Origin of the sequence: Cohnella sp., assembly GCF_041640265.1 — a bacterium.
Classification (GTDB): domain Bacteria; phylum Bacillota; class Bacilli; order Paenibacillales; family Paenibacillaceae; genus Cohnella.
This window is the reverse complement of record NZ_JBEQAP010000018.1, coordinates 1-14598: the sequence shown is the minus strand read 5'-3', so window position 1 is coordinate 14598 and position 14598 is coordinate 1. Positions and strand designations below refer to the sequence as shown.

At 48.3% G+C, this 14598-nt stretch carries 11 protein-coding genes and 2 riboswitches; of the genes, 8 read left to right on the top strand and 3 right to left on the bottom strand.

All coding sequences use genetic code 11. The features are described from left to right. The first annotated feature begins 29 nt into the window (after positions 1–29). The gene (uvrC, locus tag ACESLK_RS14375) at positions 30–1967 is read left to right on the top strand and encodes an excinuclease ABC subunit UvrC (protein WP_373230212.1); all 1938 of its coding nucleotides are present in this window, start codon (positions 30–32) and stop codon (positions 1965–1967) included. Positions 1968–2046: 79 nt separating this feature from the next. Here uvrC and ACESLK_RS14370 read toward each other — a convergent pair whose 3' ends face one another. Beyond that, the gene (locus ACESLK_RS14370; protein WP_373230211.1) at positions 2047–3777 is read right to left on the bottom strand and encodes a hypothetical protein; all 1731 of its coding nucleotides are present in this window, start codon (positions 3775–3777) and stop codon (positions 2047–2049) included. Between the two features lie 252 nt (positions 3778–4029). Next, positions 4030–4210: riboswitch (cyclic di-AMP (ydaO/yuaA leader) on the top strand. 78 nt (positions 4211–4288) lie between these two features. Here ACESLK_RS14370 and ACESLK_RS14365 point away from each other — a divergent pair. The 4 genes from ACESLK_RS14365 to ACESLK_RS14350 are packed head-to-tail and all read left to right on the top strand — an operon-like array spanning position 4289 to position 8512. Continuing rightward, positions 4289–5632, top strand: a complete 1344-nt coding sequence (locus ACESLK_RS14365) for a TrkH family potassium uptake protein (protein ID WP_373230210.1) — start codon at positions 4289–4291, stop codon at positions 5630–5632. A gap of 14 nt (positions 5633–5646) precedes the next feature. Continuing rightward, on the top strand, positions 5647–6993 hold the full coding sequence (locus ACESLK_RS14360; protein ID WP_373230209.1) for a TrkH family potassium uptake protein: 1347 nt from the start codon (positions 5647–5649) through the stop codon (positions 6991–6993). A gap of 15 nt (positions 6994–7008) precedes the next feature. Further along, entirely contained in the window at positions 7009–7671 is a 663-nt protein-coding gene (locus ACESLK_RS14355; protein ID WP_373230208.1) for a potassium channel family protein, read from the top strand. Between the two features lie 10 nt (positions 7672–7681). Then, complete coding sequence (locus tag ACESLK_RS14350) at positions 7682–8512, top strand: polysaccharide deacetylase family protein (protein ID WP_373230207.1); 831 nt, start codon at positions 7682–7684, stop codon at positions 8510–8512. 74 nt (positions 8513–8586) lie between these two features. Here ACESLK_RS14350 and ACESLK_RS14345 read toward each other — a convergent pair whose 3' ends face one another. Further along, positions 8587–9258, bottom strand: coding sequence for a 3D domain-containing protein (locus ACESLK_RS14345; protein WP_373230206.1), 672 nt, complete (start codon positions 9256–9258; stop codon positions 8587–8589). Between the two features lie 6 nt (positions 9259–9264). After that, a riboswitch (cyclic di-AMP (ydaO/yuaA leader) is annotated at positions 9265–9420 on the bottom strand. Positions 9421–9533: 113 nt separating this feature from the next. After that, positions 9534–10454, bottom strand: a complete 921-nt coding sequence (locus ACESLK_RS14340; RefSeq protein WP_373230205.1) for a LysR family transcriptional regulator — start codon at positions 10452–10454, stop codon at positions 9534–9536. 173 nt (positions 10455–10627) lie between these two features. On the opposite strand from ACESLK_RS14340, the gene ACESLK_RS14335 reads away from it, so the two are divergent. The 3 genes from ACESLK_RS14335 to sdhB are packed head-to-tail and all read left to right on the top strand — an operon-like array spanning position 10628 to position 13842. Further along, positions 10628–11299, top strand: a complete 672-nt coding sequence (locus ACESLK_RS14335) for a succinate dehydrogenase cytochrome b558 subunit (protein WP_373230204.1) — start codon at positions 10628–10630, stop codon at positions 11297–11299. A 17-nt stretch (positions 11300–11316) separates the two neighbouring features. Next, positions 11317–13074, top strand: coding sequence for a succinate dehydrogenase flavoprotein subunit (gene sdhA / locus ACESLK_RS14330; RefSeq protein WP_373230202.1), 1758 nt, complete (start codon positions 11317–11319; stop codon positions 13072–13074). Positions 13075–13077: 3 nt separating this feature from the next. Next, entirely contained in the window at positions 13078–13842 is a 765-nt protein-coding gene (gene sdhB / locus ACESLK_RS14325) for a succinate dehydrogenase iron-sulfur subunit (protein WP_373230201.1), read from the top strand. Positions 13843–14598: the final 756 nt, after the last annotated feature.

Sequence of the window (14598 nt, the reverse complement as noted above, 5' to 3'; positions counted from 1 at the left end):
CCGATCAAGAGGTAAAGAAGGTGCCGTCCATGGACATCCTGAATCCATCCGCCGACCGAGAAAAGGCAATGGAACAAATACGTCATAAACTAGCGCTTCTCCCGGATCAGCCGGGCTGTTATTTAATGAAAAATAATGAAGGCCGTATCATCTACGTCGGGAAAGCCAAGGTGCTTAAGAACCGCGTTCGTTCTTATTTCAATGGAAGCCACGACGGTAAGACACAGAAGCTTGTTTCGGAAATTCGTGACTTTGAATATATCGTTACCGCCAGTAATACGGAGTCGCTCATTCTCGAGTGTAATTTGATCAAGGAGCATTTCCCTCGTTACAATGTGCTGCTTAAGGACGACAAGTCGTTCCCCTATTTGAAAATTACACATGAAGCTCATCCGCGCTTGGAGGTTACGAGGCGCGTTGTGAAGGATAAAGGCAAATACTTCGGTCCGTATCCGAATGCTTATGCCGCACAGGAAACAAAGAAGCTGCTTGATCGATTGTATCCCCTGCGGAAGTGCAATACTTTGTCCGATAAGGTGTGCTTGTATTATCATATGGGACAATGTGTCGCTCCTTGTGAATATCCAGTGGAACAAGCCGTTTATGATGAGATGGTGGGCGAGATTTCACGTTTTCTTAACGGAGGACATACGGAAATTAAACGAGAGCTTAAACGCAAAATGGAAGCGGCTGCCGAGGAGCTGGAATTCGAGCGTGCAAGGGAATATCGAGACCAGATCCTGTCGATTGAAGCCCTCATGGAGAAGCAGACGATTAATATGGCTGACGCAATGGACCGCGATGTGTTCGGTTATTCCACCGACAAAGGCTGGATGTGCGTACAAATTCTTTATATGCGTCAGGGGAAAATGATTCAGAGGCACGTTTCCGTATTTCCGTATTATGGAGAAGCCTATGAGGATTTCCTTAGCTACGTCACGCAATATTATAGCGACAATCCAGCACTTCCTCGCGAAATGCTGCTGCCTGCTCCTCCTGAGGCAGGAGCAGAGCAACAACAGGCGCCTGATGACGCTGTCGCTCAGAGTTCGTCTGCTGCTTTGACGGAAGCTGCAATAGGCGAAAGTAATGAGGCAGATCATGGTGAAGATGATGAGGCCGCCGAAGTCGGGGACTCCCTGCGCCGCTGGCTTAAGATAAAGGTTGCCGTTCCTAGAAGAGGTTCGAAACGCCAACTTGTAGCTATGGCTTGTGATAATTCCCGCGTAGCTCTCGAAGAGAAGTTTCGATTGATCGAAAGAGACGAATCCCGAACGGTGAAAGCGGTCGACGGTTTAGCCGAATGGATCGGCATCCCAAGCGCAAGCCGTATCGAAGCATTCGATAACTCGAATATGCAAGGAGCTTCGCCGGTATCTGCAATGGTTGTTTTTACTAACGGCAAACCTGATAAGAAGGAATACCGCAAATATAATGTGAAGACAGTTCAAGGCCCTGATGATTACGAGACGATGAGGGAAGTCGTGCGCCGCCGCTATGAGCGCGTGTTGAAGGAAGGACTTACTCTTCCCGATCTTATCGTTGTTGATGGAGGCAAAGGACATATTGCCTCTGTATCCGATGTACTGGTTAATGAGCTGGGGCTTGATGTTCCTGTATGCGGACTGGCCAAGGACGCAAAGCATCGGACGGCCCAGCTGCTGGTGGGCGACCCGCCGGAGGTCGTACCCCTGCCTCGGGACAGCCAGGAATTCTATTTGCTCCAGCGCATTCAAGATGAAGTTCACCGCTTCGCGATTACCTTCCACAGGGAAAAGCGAGGCAAATCGATGATCGCTTCTCGGCTCGACTCCATTCCGGGGATCGGTGAGAAGAGAAGGAAGCAGCTGCTTAGTCATTTCGGCTCGCTCAAGGCCATCAAGGAAGCCTCCATTGAGGATTTCAAGCAGGTGTCCATCGGTGAAGCGCTGGCTAGCCGCATTCTGGAGACGTTAAACGCGGAGTAGGAATAGAATGAGATTAAGCAAACCCCGGAGGCAATGTCTCCGGGATTTGCTTGTTCTCTTAGGCCTTCCTTAGCACTGGTTAGACAACAACAGGCTTAGCTTTCCCGCGAAATAGCCCATGAACCCACCAGATCGCAATCCCCACGAGCCCAGGCATGACTAGGCTGAATATACCGCCATAGAAGTCGCCCGGAAGTCCGTCGAACATCATCTGCATCCCCATAAGTATAGCGTTCAAAGTGACATGAGCGAAAATGACGGTCATAATACCGAAACGCAGCATAAACCAACCGAACAGCATTGCCATGAGTACAAGCTCGATAATACGCGTATACACCGGATAGATGGCATAACTGACATGACCCATCGCCCATAACAGGCCGGGAGGAATCATGGCTGCTGCCGTTAGCATGACGGTAGTCCGAGTCGAGAGCTCGCGGCGAAGCAGCTTGCGCGCTCCTCCTACAAACCAGCTGCGAAAAACGCCAATGCCGAGCAATCGGCTCTGCAGCTCTTCCGATATTCCTGCACACCATGCGAGTAAAGGGAGAATCCAAGTAATCCTCATATTGTACATGGATTGCGTCGCGTCGGAAGAAGCAAAGGAGCCGAGCGATTTCTCCAAGACAAGAAGAATTACGGATTGTGCACCCAGCAGAATAAAGGCTAGGAAATAGCCTGCACGCATGCTTCGGAGCACCGAAACCCCATAGTCTCCCTCTTGCCATCTTGGCCACAATGATTTCCCCATCGATTTCCATAGGCCATCCCCTCCGACAGCGGAGAAATAAGTAAGCAAGGCCATGCCGGCATAGATCGCAATGCTGATTACGATTATGGCTGTACTCGCTCCGTTACCTTGAGCGACAGTCGCTTCCCAAGATCCCGCTCTTAGTCCTGGAATCATATTAATAGTTATGCCGACATACATGGCAAAGAACAGAGCAGACAGGAGAATCCCCCGGCGATAGGAGCTTTGTCCTCCGTGTGTCCCCGCGTATACGATCGCAATAATAAAGAATATGATTTGCGGAATGATAAACCCATAGGTGGTTAAGCTTGTTGAAAGTTTTCCTTGTTCCTTCATGTATGCGGTGAATGCAGCTGACAGATCGAATCCGTAGGTTACCTTACCGCCGATCCATGGAGCAATCGAAGACGCAGCCATACTAAAATCTGCTGGAACGATGACTTTCATCCATAACGAGGATTCGTTGATATCCGATTTGCGGGATTCAAACCTCACGCTTCCATCGTCCTCCACAGTGCCGCTCCATTCCCATTCGGATGCATTAATTCCGTAGAATGCCGCATAACCTAAGGCTTCAGAGGCAAGCTGACTTCCTTCTGAAGCAGGTTGAACCGAAGCTGTCGAAGCTGTCGAAGCTGTATCCGTTAGATGCTGCCAAGCGACCAAATCCCCTGATTCCATATGTAAGTAAATCAACAAATGACCGCTCTCTCCAATCAGTTGAAGATCAATAGCATAGACATCTGTCGGAGTCGATGAAGACCATTGCTTCTTATAAGCGTCCATAAGCCCGTACTTAGAGAAGTAGCCTACGGTTTGACTATCTGATAAATGAGTTGCCGACGTTCGGTCGATCTCATCGGATTGAACGGCGAATCGAGCAGCGGCTATCTCTATTGCTTTACTCTCCGCCTCCGAACGAGACATCACCGGATGAACATCGGTAGCAAACAACTGCCCGGTTATGGGGAATGCTTGTATAAGCAGAAACAATAAAAATCCTATAACAGCTGTCCACAACCAACGTTTGTCCTGTTGAAAGGGTAACAAGGGGTTCAAATCTATCTCTCCTTTATGGAAACAAGTCAGGAAAACGCATACAGCGGGTCTAATCACCTTACAGCATTCATTTTCAACTAGTATCTCTCATATTCGGCGAAAATGAAAGGAAAGGCGGCGATAATGACTGTCCGAGGGCTTATCCATGAGATAGCTATGCTATAAAACGTCCAAATGACTCAGATTGCCTCCTTTTTGATGTTGTTCCCCTTGCGGGTAAAGAATATAATTCGATGGTACGTCATTAATGATCTTAATCACCAGCCGAATTTTCTTAACTAGGAAAACGGGGGAACCAACACATCACCGGTACAAGTTCAATTGTATTCGGAGATCCCGGGGTGAATTCCTACCGCGTCACCACGTGGTGGATAGGGCAGCCTGTTCGAACCCGAACCCGACAGCTAACCTCGTAGGCTATGACCGAACAGGACTCGTGTGCTCACTTTAGAAGCACTGGGGGTTCCAGTGCTTCTTTTTGTTGCGTGAATTTCAGTAAGAGGTGACTTCCTTGTTAAGAAAAATCGTTCGGTGGTTCAGCGCATCTCCCCCAAGGACGTTATTATTAGGATTTGGTGCCATTATTTTCATTGGTGCCATGCTGCTTAAGCTTCCCTTTGCTGCAGTTAACGGGCAGTCGATGTCCTTTGTTGATGCTTTATTTACTGCAACCTCTGCAGCATGTGTCACCGGGTTGGTTCTATTCGATACAGGCACTTATTTTTCTACCTTTGGACATTGGGTTATTCTCTTGCTCATTCAAATCGGCGGAATTGGTTTTATGACAATGGCTACCTTGTTTGCTCTGATCCTAAGAAGGCGAATTTCGCTTAAGGAACGCCTTATCCTGCAAGAGTCCCTTAATCAAGGAAGTATCGAGGGTCTTGTCCGTCTCGTGCGCAAAGTTATCTTATATGCTTTGGCGTTGGAAACGGTTGGTGCGCTATTGTACACGGCACGCTTCATGTTCGATATGAGCTTCGGTCAGGCTATGTATCATGGAGTGTTCCACGCAATCTCCATCTTTAATAACGCCGGATTTGATTTAACAGGTGATTTTCGCAGTTTAACCGGCTACTCAACGGATTTGTACATGAATGTCGTATCAATAGTATTAATTATTCTTGGCGGCTTTGGGTTTGTTGTGCTTGCGGATTTATTCGAAATGAAAAAAAAGCGTAAATTTTCCTTGCATACTAAGGTCGTACTTACGGTAACTGCCGCATTGGTGGTTGTTGGAGCATTCATAATATTTGTCTTCGAATTTACGAACGGCCGATCGATCGGGAATGAAGGTTTCGGCGAAAAAGCTCTTATCTCCCTGTTCCAATCCGTAACTACTCGTTCAGGAGGCGTAACAACGGTCAATATTGCAGAATTCCGCCAGGCCACGCAATTTTTCATCATTATACTTATGTTTATCGGAGCCTCTCCTGGGTCGACCGGCGGGGGAATAAAGACAACGACGTTCGCGGTTCTAGTCGGTGCGGTGCTAGCGATGATCCGCGGGAAAGAGGATGTTGTGTTGTTCCGACTGCGTTTAGCTCAAGAACGTGTTTATAAGGCAGTTACGGTTACCTTGTTCTGTATTGGGATCGTGATGCTAGGGACAATGGTGCTATCGACAACAGAGGACGCCGCATTCTTGAAGATTTTGTTCGAGGCGACGTCAGCCTTCGGTACGGTGGGCTTATCCATGGGACTCACAGGTGAATTATCTGTTGCGGGTAAGCTAACGATTATATTCCTCATGTTCATAGGGAGGCTGGGACCGTTAACATTGACCTATGCGCTCGGACCGAAAGCAGGACGCCCGCTTTACCGTCATGCAGAAGGAAAAATCATCATCGGATGATGGGGTGAAAGGAAATGTTCCGTAAGTTTCTTCGAACTCTAGCGGCCTCGCCGCCGCGCATTCTCGTGCTTGGATTTGCAACGATTATTTTGCTGGGAACGGGTTTGCTCATGCTGCCCTTCGCTCACTCAAACGAGGAAACTCCCCGATTTATTGATGCGCTATTCACAGCGACCTCAGCTACTTGCGTTACGGGGTTAGTTGTAGTCGATACTGGTACGTACTGGTCAACAGCCGGTCAAATTATCATTATGATCATGATACAAATCGGCGGTTTGGGATTTATGACGATGGCAACGTTATTCGCAATCGCGTTGAAGCGTCGAATATCACTTAAGGAACGTCTTGTCTTACAGGAGGCGCTTAACCAGACGAGCATAGAGGGAATTATTCGGTTAGTGCGCAAAGTTGTCATCTATGCACTGACGATCGAATTCGTTGGAGCTGTCTTGTTTTCAATTCGATTCATGTTCGACATGCCAGCGGGTGAAGCCATATATAAAGGTGTGTTCCACGCCGTATCCTTCTTCAATAATGCAGGTTTCGATATCATGGGTGACTATCGGAGTTTAGTCGAATATGTAGGAGACCCGCTTATCAATATTGTAGCGATGCTGCTGATCATTCTGGGCGGCCTCGGATTTGTAGTTCTTGCCGATTTGGTTGAAATTCGTAATCCCAAACGAAAGTTATCGCTGCATTCCAAAGTTGTGCTCAGCATGTCCGGCTTCCTCATCGTATTCGGAGCGGCAGTTATCCTGCTATTCGAATATTCGAACGGACGTACTATGGCTTCGCTCGGATTCGGAGAGAAGATACTCGCTGCTTTCTTGCAATCGGTAACGCCTAGGACAGCCGGCGTTAACTCTCTGGACATCGCGGGGCTTCGACAAGCGACTCAATTTTTCTTGATTATCTATATGTTTATCGGAGCATCTCCGGGCTCTACAGGCGGCGGGATCAAGACGACAACTTTTACTGCGCTTGTCGGTGCCGTTATCGCTATGGTTAGGGGCAAAGAGGACGTCGTCATGTTCCAATACAGACTGGCTCAAGAACGGGTGTATAAAGCATTAACCGTAACGTTGTTCGCATTCGGATTAGTCGTGATAGCCACCATGATCTTGTCTACGACTGAGGATCATCAATTTCTCATGATTTTGTTTGAAGTAACATCTGCGTTCGGAACGGTTGGGTTATCGATGGGGCTTACGGGCCAACTGACCTTGGCTGGAAAAATAATTATCATTCTCATGATGTTCATTGGGCGTTTGGGGCCATTAACCTTGTCATATGCGCTCGGACCGAAGCAAGGCCGTCCGTTATACCGCAATGCAGAAGGTAAAATCATAATCGGGTAGGGGAAGGTAGCAGACATGAAATTAAATCAATTTGTTATCATTGGACTGGGCAGGTTTGGTTCAAGCTTGGGGCGCGAGCTTATTGAATTGGGATATGAAGTACTGGGCGTGGATCGCGATGAAGAGCTGGTACAGGAGATGTCAAACGTTCTGACGCATGTGGTTGTTGCGGATGCAACGGAGGAAGAGACGCTTCGTTCAATAGGCGCCCGTAACTTCGATTGCGGAGTCGTGGCAATCGGAGACGATATTCAAGCAAGCATATTGGCTACCATTCTGCTCAAGGATCTTGGAGTCAAGAAGGTTGTTGCCAAAGCAGTATCGGACCTGCACGGAAGGGTGCTAGAGCGTGTTGGCGTGGACAGAGTAATCTATCCTGAGAGGGACATGGGTATCCGTGTCGCTCATCAGCTTGTATCGCCTAATCTTCTGGATTATATCGAGCTATCGAAGAAATATACGATTGCAGAGCTTGCGGTTCCGCAATGCTTGTCAGGAAAGTCCCTTAACGAGGTAAATCCGAGAGGGCGCTACGGCTGCAGCATCGTTGCGATAAACAAGCCCAAAGGCATAATTATCGCTCCGGTAGCTAAGGATGTACTTTCGACGGATGATGTTATGGTCGTTATCGGTACGAATTCCCAAATCGAGCTATTTCAGGAGTCGATCGGGCAATGATAATTATTGAATGAAAAACATCCCATTCGCTCAGGCTATAGGCAAGAAGAACGGCTGGGGAGTGGGTAATAAGATGATGATGCAGCGGTACAAAAGAGCGGTGATGGTGCTGTTAGGCATCGTCACCCTTTTGTCTGCGTGGGGATACCCGAGTGTTGCCGCGACAGTACCATCCGGCATGAAGTGGACAGAGTTAGAGCGCAAATACGAAGGGGTATTCGTATTGTCTGCCTCCCGAGGCTCGCGCAAAGTTGCATTGACGTTCGATGATGTTCCCGATCCGCGCTTTACTCCTAAGGTATTGGATGTTCTGAAAGAAAAAAAGGTATCTGCAACCTTCTTCGTCGTTGGATCGCGTGCATTAAAAAATCCTGGTTTACTTAAGCGAATTCATCGTGAAGGACATAATGTGGGGAATCACTCGTATAACCATCCTGACTTTTCGAAGCTTCCTCTCGAGAAGGTACAACAACAGATTTACCGCGCGGAAAAGATCATTGAGGGCATTGTTGGGTTTAAGCCAAGGCTTATTCGACCTCCATATGGAGAAATCTTGCCTAATCAATTAGAATGGGCCAAAAAAAGGGGCTATACTGTCGTTAATTGGGATGTCGATTCCTCAGACTGGAGACAGATTAATGCGAACCAGGTATTCCGCAATGTTACACGATCGATACGCCCGGGCTCGGTGGTGCTCATGCATGCGGGGGGCGGCGAGGGACAGGATTTGACAGGCACGGTACAGGCGCTTCCGCGAATCATTGATTGGCTGCGCGCTCATAATTATGAGATGGTTACACTTACAGAGCTATTGGCTATTCCCGAGAGAAGGAAAGAGTAGCCAAAAGGGCTATTCGCAGAGAGTAATGCTGCGGATAGCCCGTCTTGGTTGTGACAATTGCTTATTCGTGCCAGCTACTTCAGAACGTACACTTTAACACTTTGAAATCCGAATTGGGAAACAAAGGAGCGTGAGCCTGGAACAAAGATATCAATCCTACTGCCTTTGATCGCTCCGCCCGTATCCGTGGCCTTAGCAACAAAGCCGCCGGTTGGCAAGCCATCAAAATCATAGCCGGTTACATAAACCTTCGTCCCGAAGGGTATAACCTCGGGGTCGACTGCAATCGTTCCGAGCTTAAGCGGATTACCGAAATAATCGACGGCTCCCCATTTCCCATTCTCCTCCGCGGAAGCTGAATAGGCAGTTGCCTTGCTGTCTATAACTTTGGAGAAGGATAGGGTTTGACCGTTTGCAGCTGTAATGGATTGAGATTGAGCAGGTATGGCTGGGAATGTTGCTGCGGCTGATTTCAAGGAATTTGTTTTCTTGTTCGATGTACCGCCGGTTCCGCTAGGAATAACGATCTTTAAGCCGGCGTAAATGTTGAGCGGATCTACTTTTGGATTAAACTTCATTAATTGCTTTAGAGGGATGTTTCGATCCTTGGAGATCTTCCAGAAAGTATCGGTGTCTTTGGCAATCATGGATGTTGCAGCGTGAGCGGTTATGCCCGGTAACAGGAATGAAGCACCTAACACGATAGCTGCGGAACGCATTCCGAGCTTTTTCCAGCTGTTTTTCATGTAATAAAATCCTCCTGGATTAGCCGGCGAGGTTAGCTGTCGGGTTCGGGCTGGGAGATCAGCCCTACGCAAGAATAGCGATTCACCCCGAGTACGTCCCGGTTAACGGTCCGTACGTTCTATCTTTTCCCCCGCACCCTAAGGTTTAGGCCGTTTTTTTTGGCGAGACGGATCAGTTATGATGGGCTCTTGTCCCTTAAACTACCTGTAAAAGGTTATCACACCCCATTCAGCGATGAAACAGGAAAGATAAGGAATGAGGTGTCAAAGCCGTATTACGACAGCTCATTAGGCAGGATCGAGCGGCGAGCGAAGGTTGCAATCGTCTCCTCAATTAGGAAGCGGGTAGAAGGTGCCAGCCATGCGGGATCCCCATGAATGAGAGAGGTTGTCCGCTTCGTTTCCTCAAGCTCTCGAATCCGAACAAGATAGAGGTCATTGTCCGTTAGCAGTTGCTCACGTAAATAGGATTTAGGCAGCAATGCACCGGCTCTGCAGGCAGCAAGAAGGCGAATAATCGCTTCGAAGGAGTCAATTTCCATTCTAACGTCAGGCTTCAGGTTGTGCTTTCGGAAAAGCTCATCAGTTAACGTACGATACCAAGTGCCTGGTGCAAATAAAATCATTGGTAAGCCGTGCAAATCAGTAATATTGAGTTGAGATCTTTCTAATATAAAATGCGTCCGTGGGAGCACGAGGATAAGATGATCGTCGAATAAGGGTAAACTGGTAATGGCGCTGTCATCTATAACGGAAGAAGCGACGATGCCAAAGTCGACTTTGCGTTCTTTGACCAAAGTGGTAATCTCGTGTGATTTGCCGGTAATGGCTTTAATCTCGAGATTGGGATGTTTCTCGGTCATTGTGGTAATAAGCTCTGGAAGCGTGCTTTGAAGAGTCGTTAAGCTCGCGCCGATCGTGGCGGTTGGCGCTTCGGCGGATTTATAGGCATTCAGCTTCTGCAAGTAGCTTCCGTGAAAACGACGGAGCTCGAGAGCGAATTCATAGGTAAGCTTCCCGGCAGCAGTCAGCTCCAATCTTTTGCCGATTCTTCGGAATAAATCGACCTCCAGCTCCGATTCAAGACGGGCTATTCGCCTTGAAAGAGCAGGCTGTGAAACATTAAGCCTCTCAGCTGCTTTATTTAAGCTGGTTTGCTCAACAATCGTAGAGAATAGACGCATATCTTCTAACATTAACTGCAACCCCTTCATCATATGCAAATAAGTTATAAGGTTTAATAAAAAATAGGCAGTTCCATTATAAGCGAAAATAGAGTAACCTTAATAGCGGTGACATATGGTGACATAAATTTAATAATAGACATCAAAGTCAATCGCACGGGTGCGAAAGGAGATTAAACACTGATATGAATGGTAATTCTTACTTCCCACGAAAGCTGCATTCGCTGCTCGGTGTCATTCCTTTAGGATTGTTCATTATCGAGCATGCACTGACTAACTACTCTGCGTACGAAGGCGGTAAAGAGGGATTCTTAAAGAGTATAAACTTTCTGAATAGCATACCTCTTGTGTTTTTTGCGGAGCTGTTTCTAATATGGCTGCCGATTTTATTCCATGGGGTATACGGCTTGTACATCGCTTTCCAATCTAATATGAATGTGGGTAGGTTCAGTTACAGAAGGAACTGGGCATTTGCGCTTCAGCGGATAACGGGCGTAATAACGTTTATTTTTGTGGCATGGCATGTATATGATACCCGAATTCAAATCGGGCTTGGAAATGTCAGCCATGAAGAATTAGGCAGCCATATGCATCAAATCGTTAGCAATCCTGTGGTCTTTGTAGTTTACATTGTTGCTGTTATAGCAGCAACTTATCATTTCGCCAACGGGATATGGTCATTCCTTGTCGCTTGGGGTATCACGATCGGACCGCGTGCACAGAAGATTTCTTCTAATATTTGCATGGGTATTTTCGTAATCGTATCCGTGTTGTTCTTGCTGTCTCTGCTCGCGTTCCGCAGTGATGAGTTCGCTTCGGCAGCTACAGCGGTAATGAGTTCAGTAACAGCAGGTTAAGGGAGGAGGATCTCATAATGGCAACTCAAAAAGTAATCGTAGTCGGCGGCGGACTTGCCGGCTTGATGGCAACAATTAAAGCAGCGGAAGCGGGCGTTCGGGTTGATTTGTTCTCGCTCGTACCGGTAAAGAGGTCACACTCCGTCTGTGCGCAAGGCGGTATCAACGGAGCGGTAAATACAAAAGGTGAAGGCGACTCCCCATGGGAGCACTTTGACGATACGGTATATGGCGGAGACTTTCTAGCTAATCAACCGCCTATTAAAGCCATGTGTGAAGCTGCACCAGGGATTATCCACTTAATGGATCGGATGGGCGTAATGTTCAATCGGACACCAGAAGGCTTGCTTGACTTCCGTCGCTTTGGCGGTACGAAGTATCATCGTACAGCCTTCGCGGGCGCTACGACAGGGCAGCAGCTTCTATATGCTTTGGACGAGCAAGTACGCCGCTTTGAAGTGAATGGGCTTGTGCAGAAATACGAGCACTGGGAGTTTACGTCCGTCGTTTTAGACGACGATAACGTGTGTCGAGGAATTTCTGCGCAAGATCTTCGTACTATGGAATCAGTCACGTTCCGTGCTGATGCGGTTATTCTAGCAACAGGTGGACCGGGAATTATTTTCGGGAAGACAACGAATTCAGTCATTAACACAGGTACTGCCGCGAGCGCTGTCTACCAGCAAGGCGTATATTATGCCAACGGAGAGTTTATCCAAATTCATCCGACTGCGATTCCGGGCGATGACAAGCTTCGCCTCATGAGCGAATCCGCACGGGGCGAAGGCGGTCGAATCTGGACGTACAAGGATGGCAAGCCTTGGTACTTCCTCGAGGAGAAATACCCGGCATACGGTAACCTGGTTCCACGGGATATCGCTACGCGTGAGATCTTCCAGGTGTGCGTAGACGAGAAGCTTGGCGTGAACGGCGAGAACATGGTATATCTAGACTTATCACATAAGGACCCTAAAGAGCTTGATGTTAAGCTCGGCGGGATCATTGAGATTTACGAGAAGTTCATGGGTGACGATCCGCGGAAAATTCCGATGAAGATTTTCCCTGCGGTTCATTATTCCATGGGCGGAATGTGGGTCGACTATAATCAAATGACGAACATCCCCGGCTTGTTCGCTTGCGGGGAATGCGAGTATCAATATCACGGTGCGAACCGACTTGGAGCTAACTCTCTCTTGTCCGCGATCTACGGCGGTATGGTTACGGGACCTAAAGCGATTGAGTACATTCGCGGCTTGAAGAAATCCGCGGAAGACTTGGAAGAGAGCGTATTCGAGCGCGAGCGCAGCAAGCAAGCTAATAAGTATGAATCCATCTTGAAAATGGATGGAACAGAGAATGCTTATGTGTTGCACAAAGAGCTGGGCGAGTGGATGACGGATAATATGACGGTTGTTCGTTACAACAGCAAGCTTCAAGAGACGATTAACAAGATCAAAGAGCTTAAGCAGCGTTACAAGAACATCAACATCAATGATACGGCGCGCTGGAATAACACGGGCGTAGCGTTTACTCGCCAGCTGTGGAATATGATGGAGCTTGCCGAAGCGATGACTTTAGGAGCCCTGATGCGTGATGAGAGCCGCGGCGCTCATTATAAGCCAGAATTCCAGGAACGCGATGATGACAAGTTCATGAAGACAACGAAAGCGAAATGGACGGCCGAAGGTCCTCAGATTTCGTACGAAGATATTGACGTATCTTTAATTGCACCGAGGAAACGCGACTATTCGACTGAAAAGAAGAAGGAGGGCTAAGACATGGCTGAAACGGCAACTGCACAGCGGAAAGTAAAGTTTGTCATCACGCGGCGGGAACGTCCTGAAGCTTCTTCCTTCACAGAAGAGTTCGAAATTCCCTACCGCCCGAACATGAACGTTATTAGCGCATTGATGGAAATTCAGCGTAATCCCGTTAAATCGGATGGAGGCAAAACTTCCCCGGTATGCTGGGAATCCAACTGCCTAGAGGAAGTATGTGGCGCGTGCTCTATGGTGATCAACGGCAAGCCGCGTCAAGCGTGCACCGCGCTTGTTGATAAGCTGGAGCAACCGATTCGCTTAGAGCCGATGGCTACGTTCCCTATCGTTCGTGATCTCGTGATCAATCGCGAGCGGATGTTCAAAGCGCTTAAGAAGGTTAAAGCATGGATTCCCATTGATGGAACCTATGATCTCGGACCTGGACCTCGTATGGCAGAGTCGAAGCGGCAGTGGGCTTACGAGCTGTCTAAGTGTATGACTTGCGGCGTTTGTCTCGAGGCTTGCCCTAACGTCAACGACCGGAATAGCTTTATCGGTCCAGCGGCGATCTCCCAGGTGCGTCTGTTCAACGCTCACCCAACGGGTGAAATGAACGACCATGAGCGCCTGGAAGCGCTTATGGAAGAAGGCGGAATCGAAGGTTGCGGCAACTCGCAGAACTGCGTGCGTTCTTGCCCGAAGGGTATTCCGCTGACGACGTCCATCGCAGCAATGAACAGAGACACTACTAAGCACATGTTCAAGCAATGGCTTGGAATGTAAACTTGTTTTGCTACCGCCAGTCGAGGGGATTTCCCCTTTGCTGGCGGTTTTTCGTTTGCGCGAGGGAATCCCCGCAAACCCGCAAACCCGCAAACCCGTAAACCCGTAAACCCGTAAACCCCGTAAACCCCGTAAACCCCGCAAACCCGCAAACCCGTAAACCCCGTAAACCCCGCAAACCCGCAAACCCGTAAACCCCGTAAACCCCGTAAACCCCGCAAACCCCGTAAACCCCGTAAACCCCGCAAACCCCGTAAACCCCGTAAACCCGCGCAAACCGCGCAAACCGCGCAAGCCCCGCGAACCCCGCAAACCCGCAAACCCGCAAACCCGCAAACCCGCAAACCCAGCAAACCCCGTAAACCCAGCAAACCCAGCAAGCCCAGCAAGCCCAGCAAGCCCAGCAAACCCCGTAAACCCAGCAAGCCCAGCAAGCCCAGCAAGCCCAGCAAACCCAGCAAGCCCAGCAAACCCAGCAAGCCCAGCAAACCCCGTAAACCCAGCAAACACTTGCAAAGGTGGCTCGGATTATAACTAAGAGTAAAAGTACTTCTAATATTAAAGAGAATGAATGTTTCGGACGAAATAGTAGAAAAAGTACCACTATTTTACTTAAAAAGTATCGAAATAGATGACGTAAAATTGTTTGTGTACCAAGATTTGGAGCCTTTTCAGGTAACAAAAAAGTAGGGTATTCTCGGGATTGCGACACCACCAAGAAGGAGCCCTACTCAATGACTAATATACCCGATAACA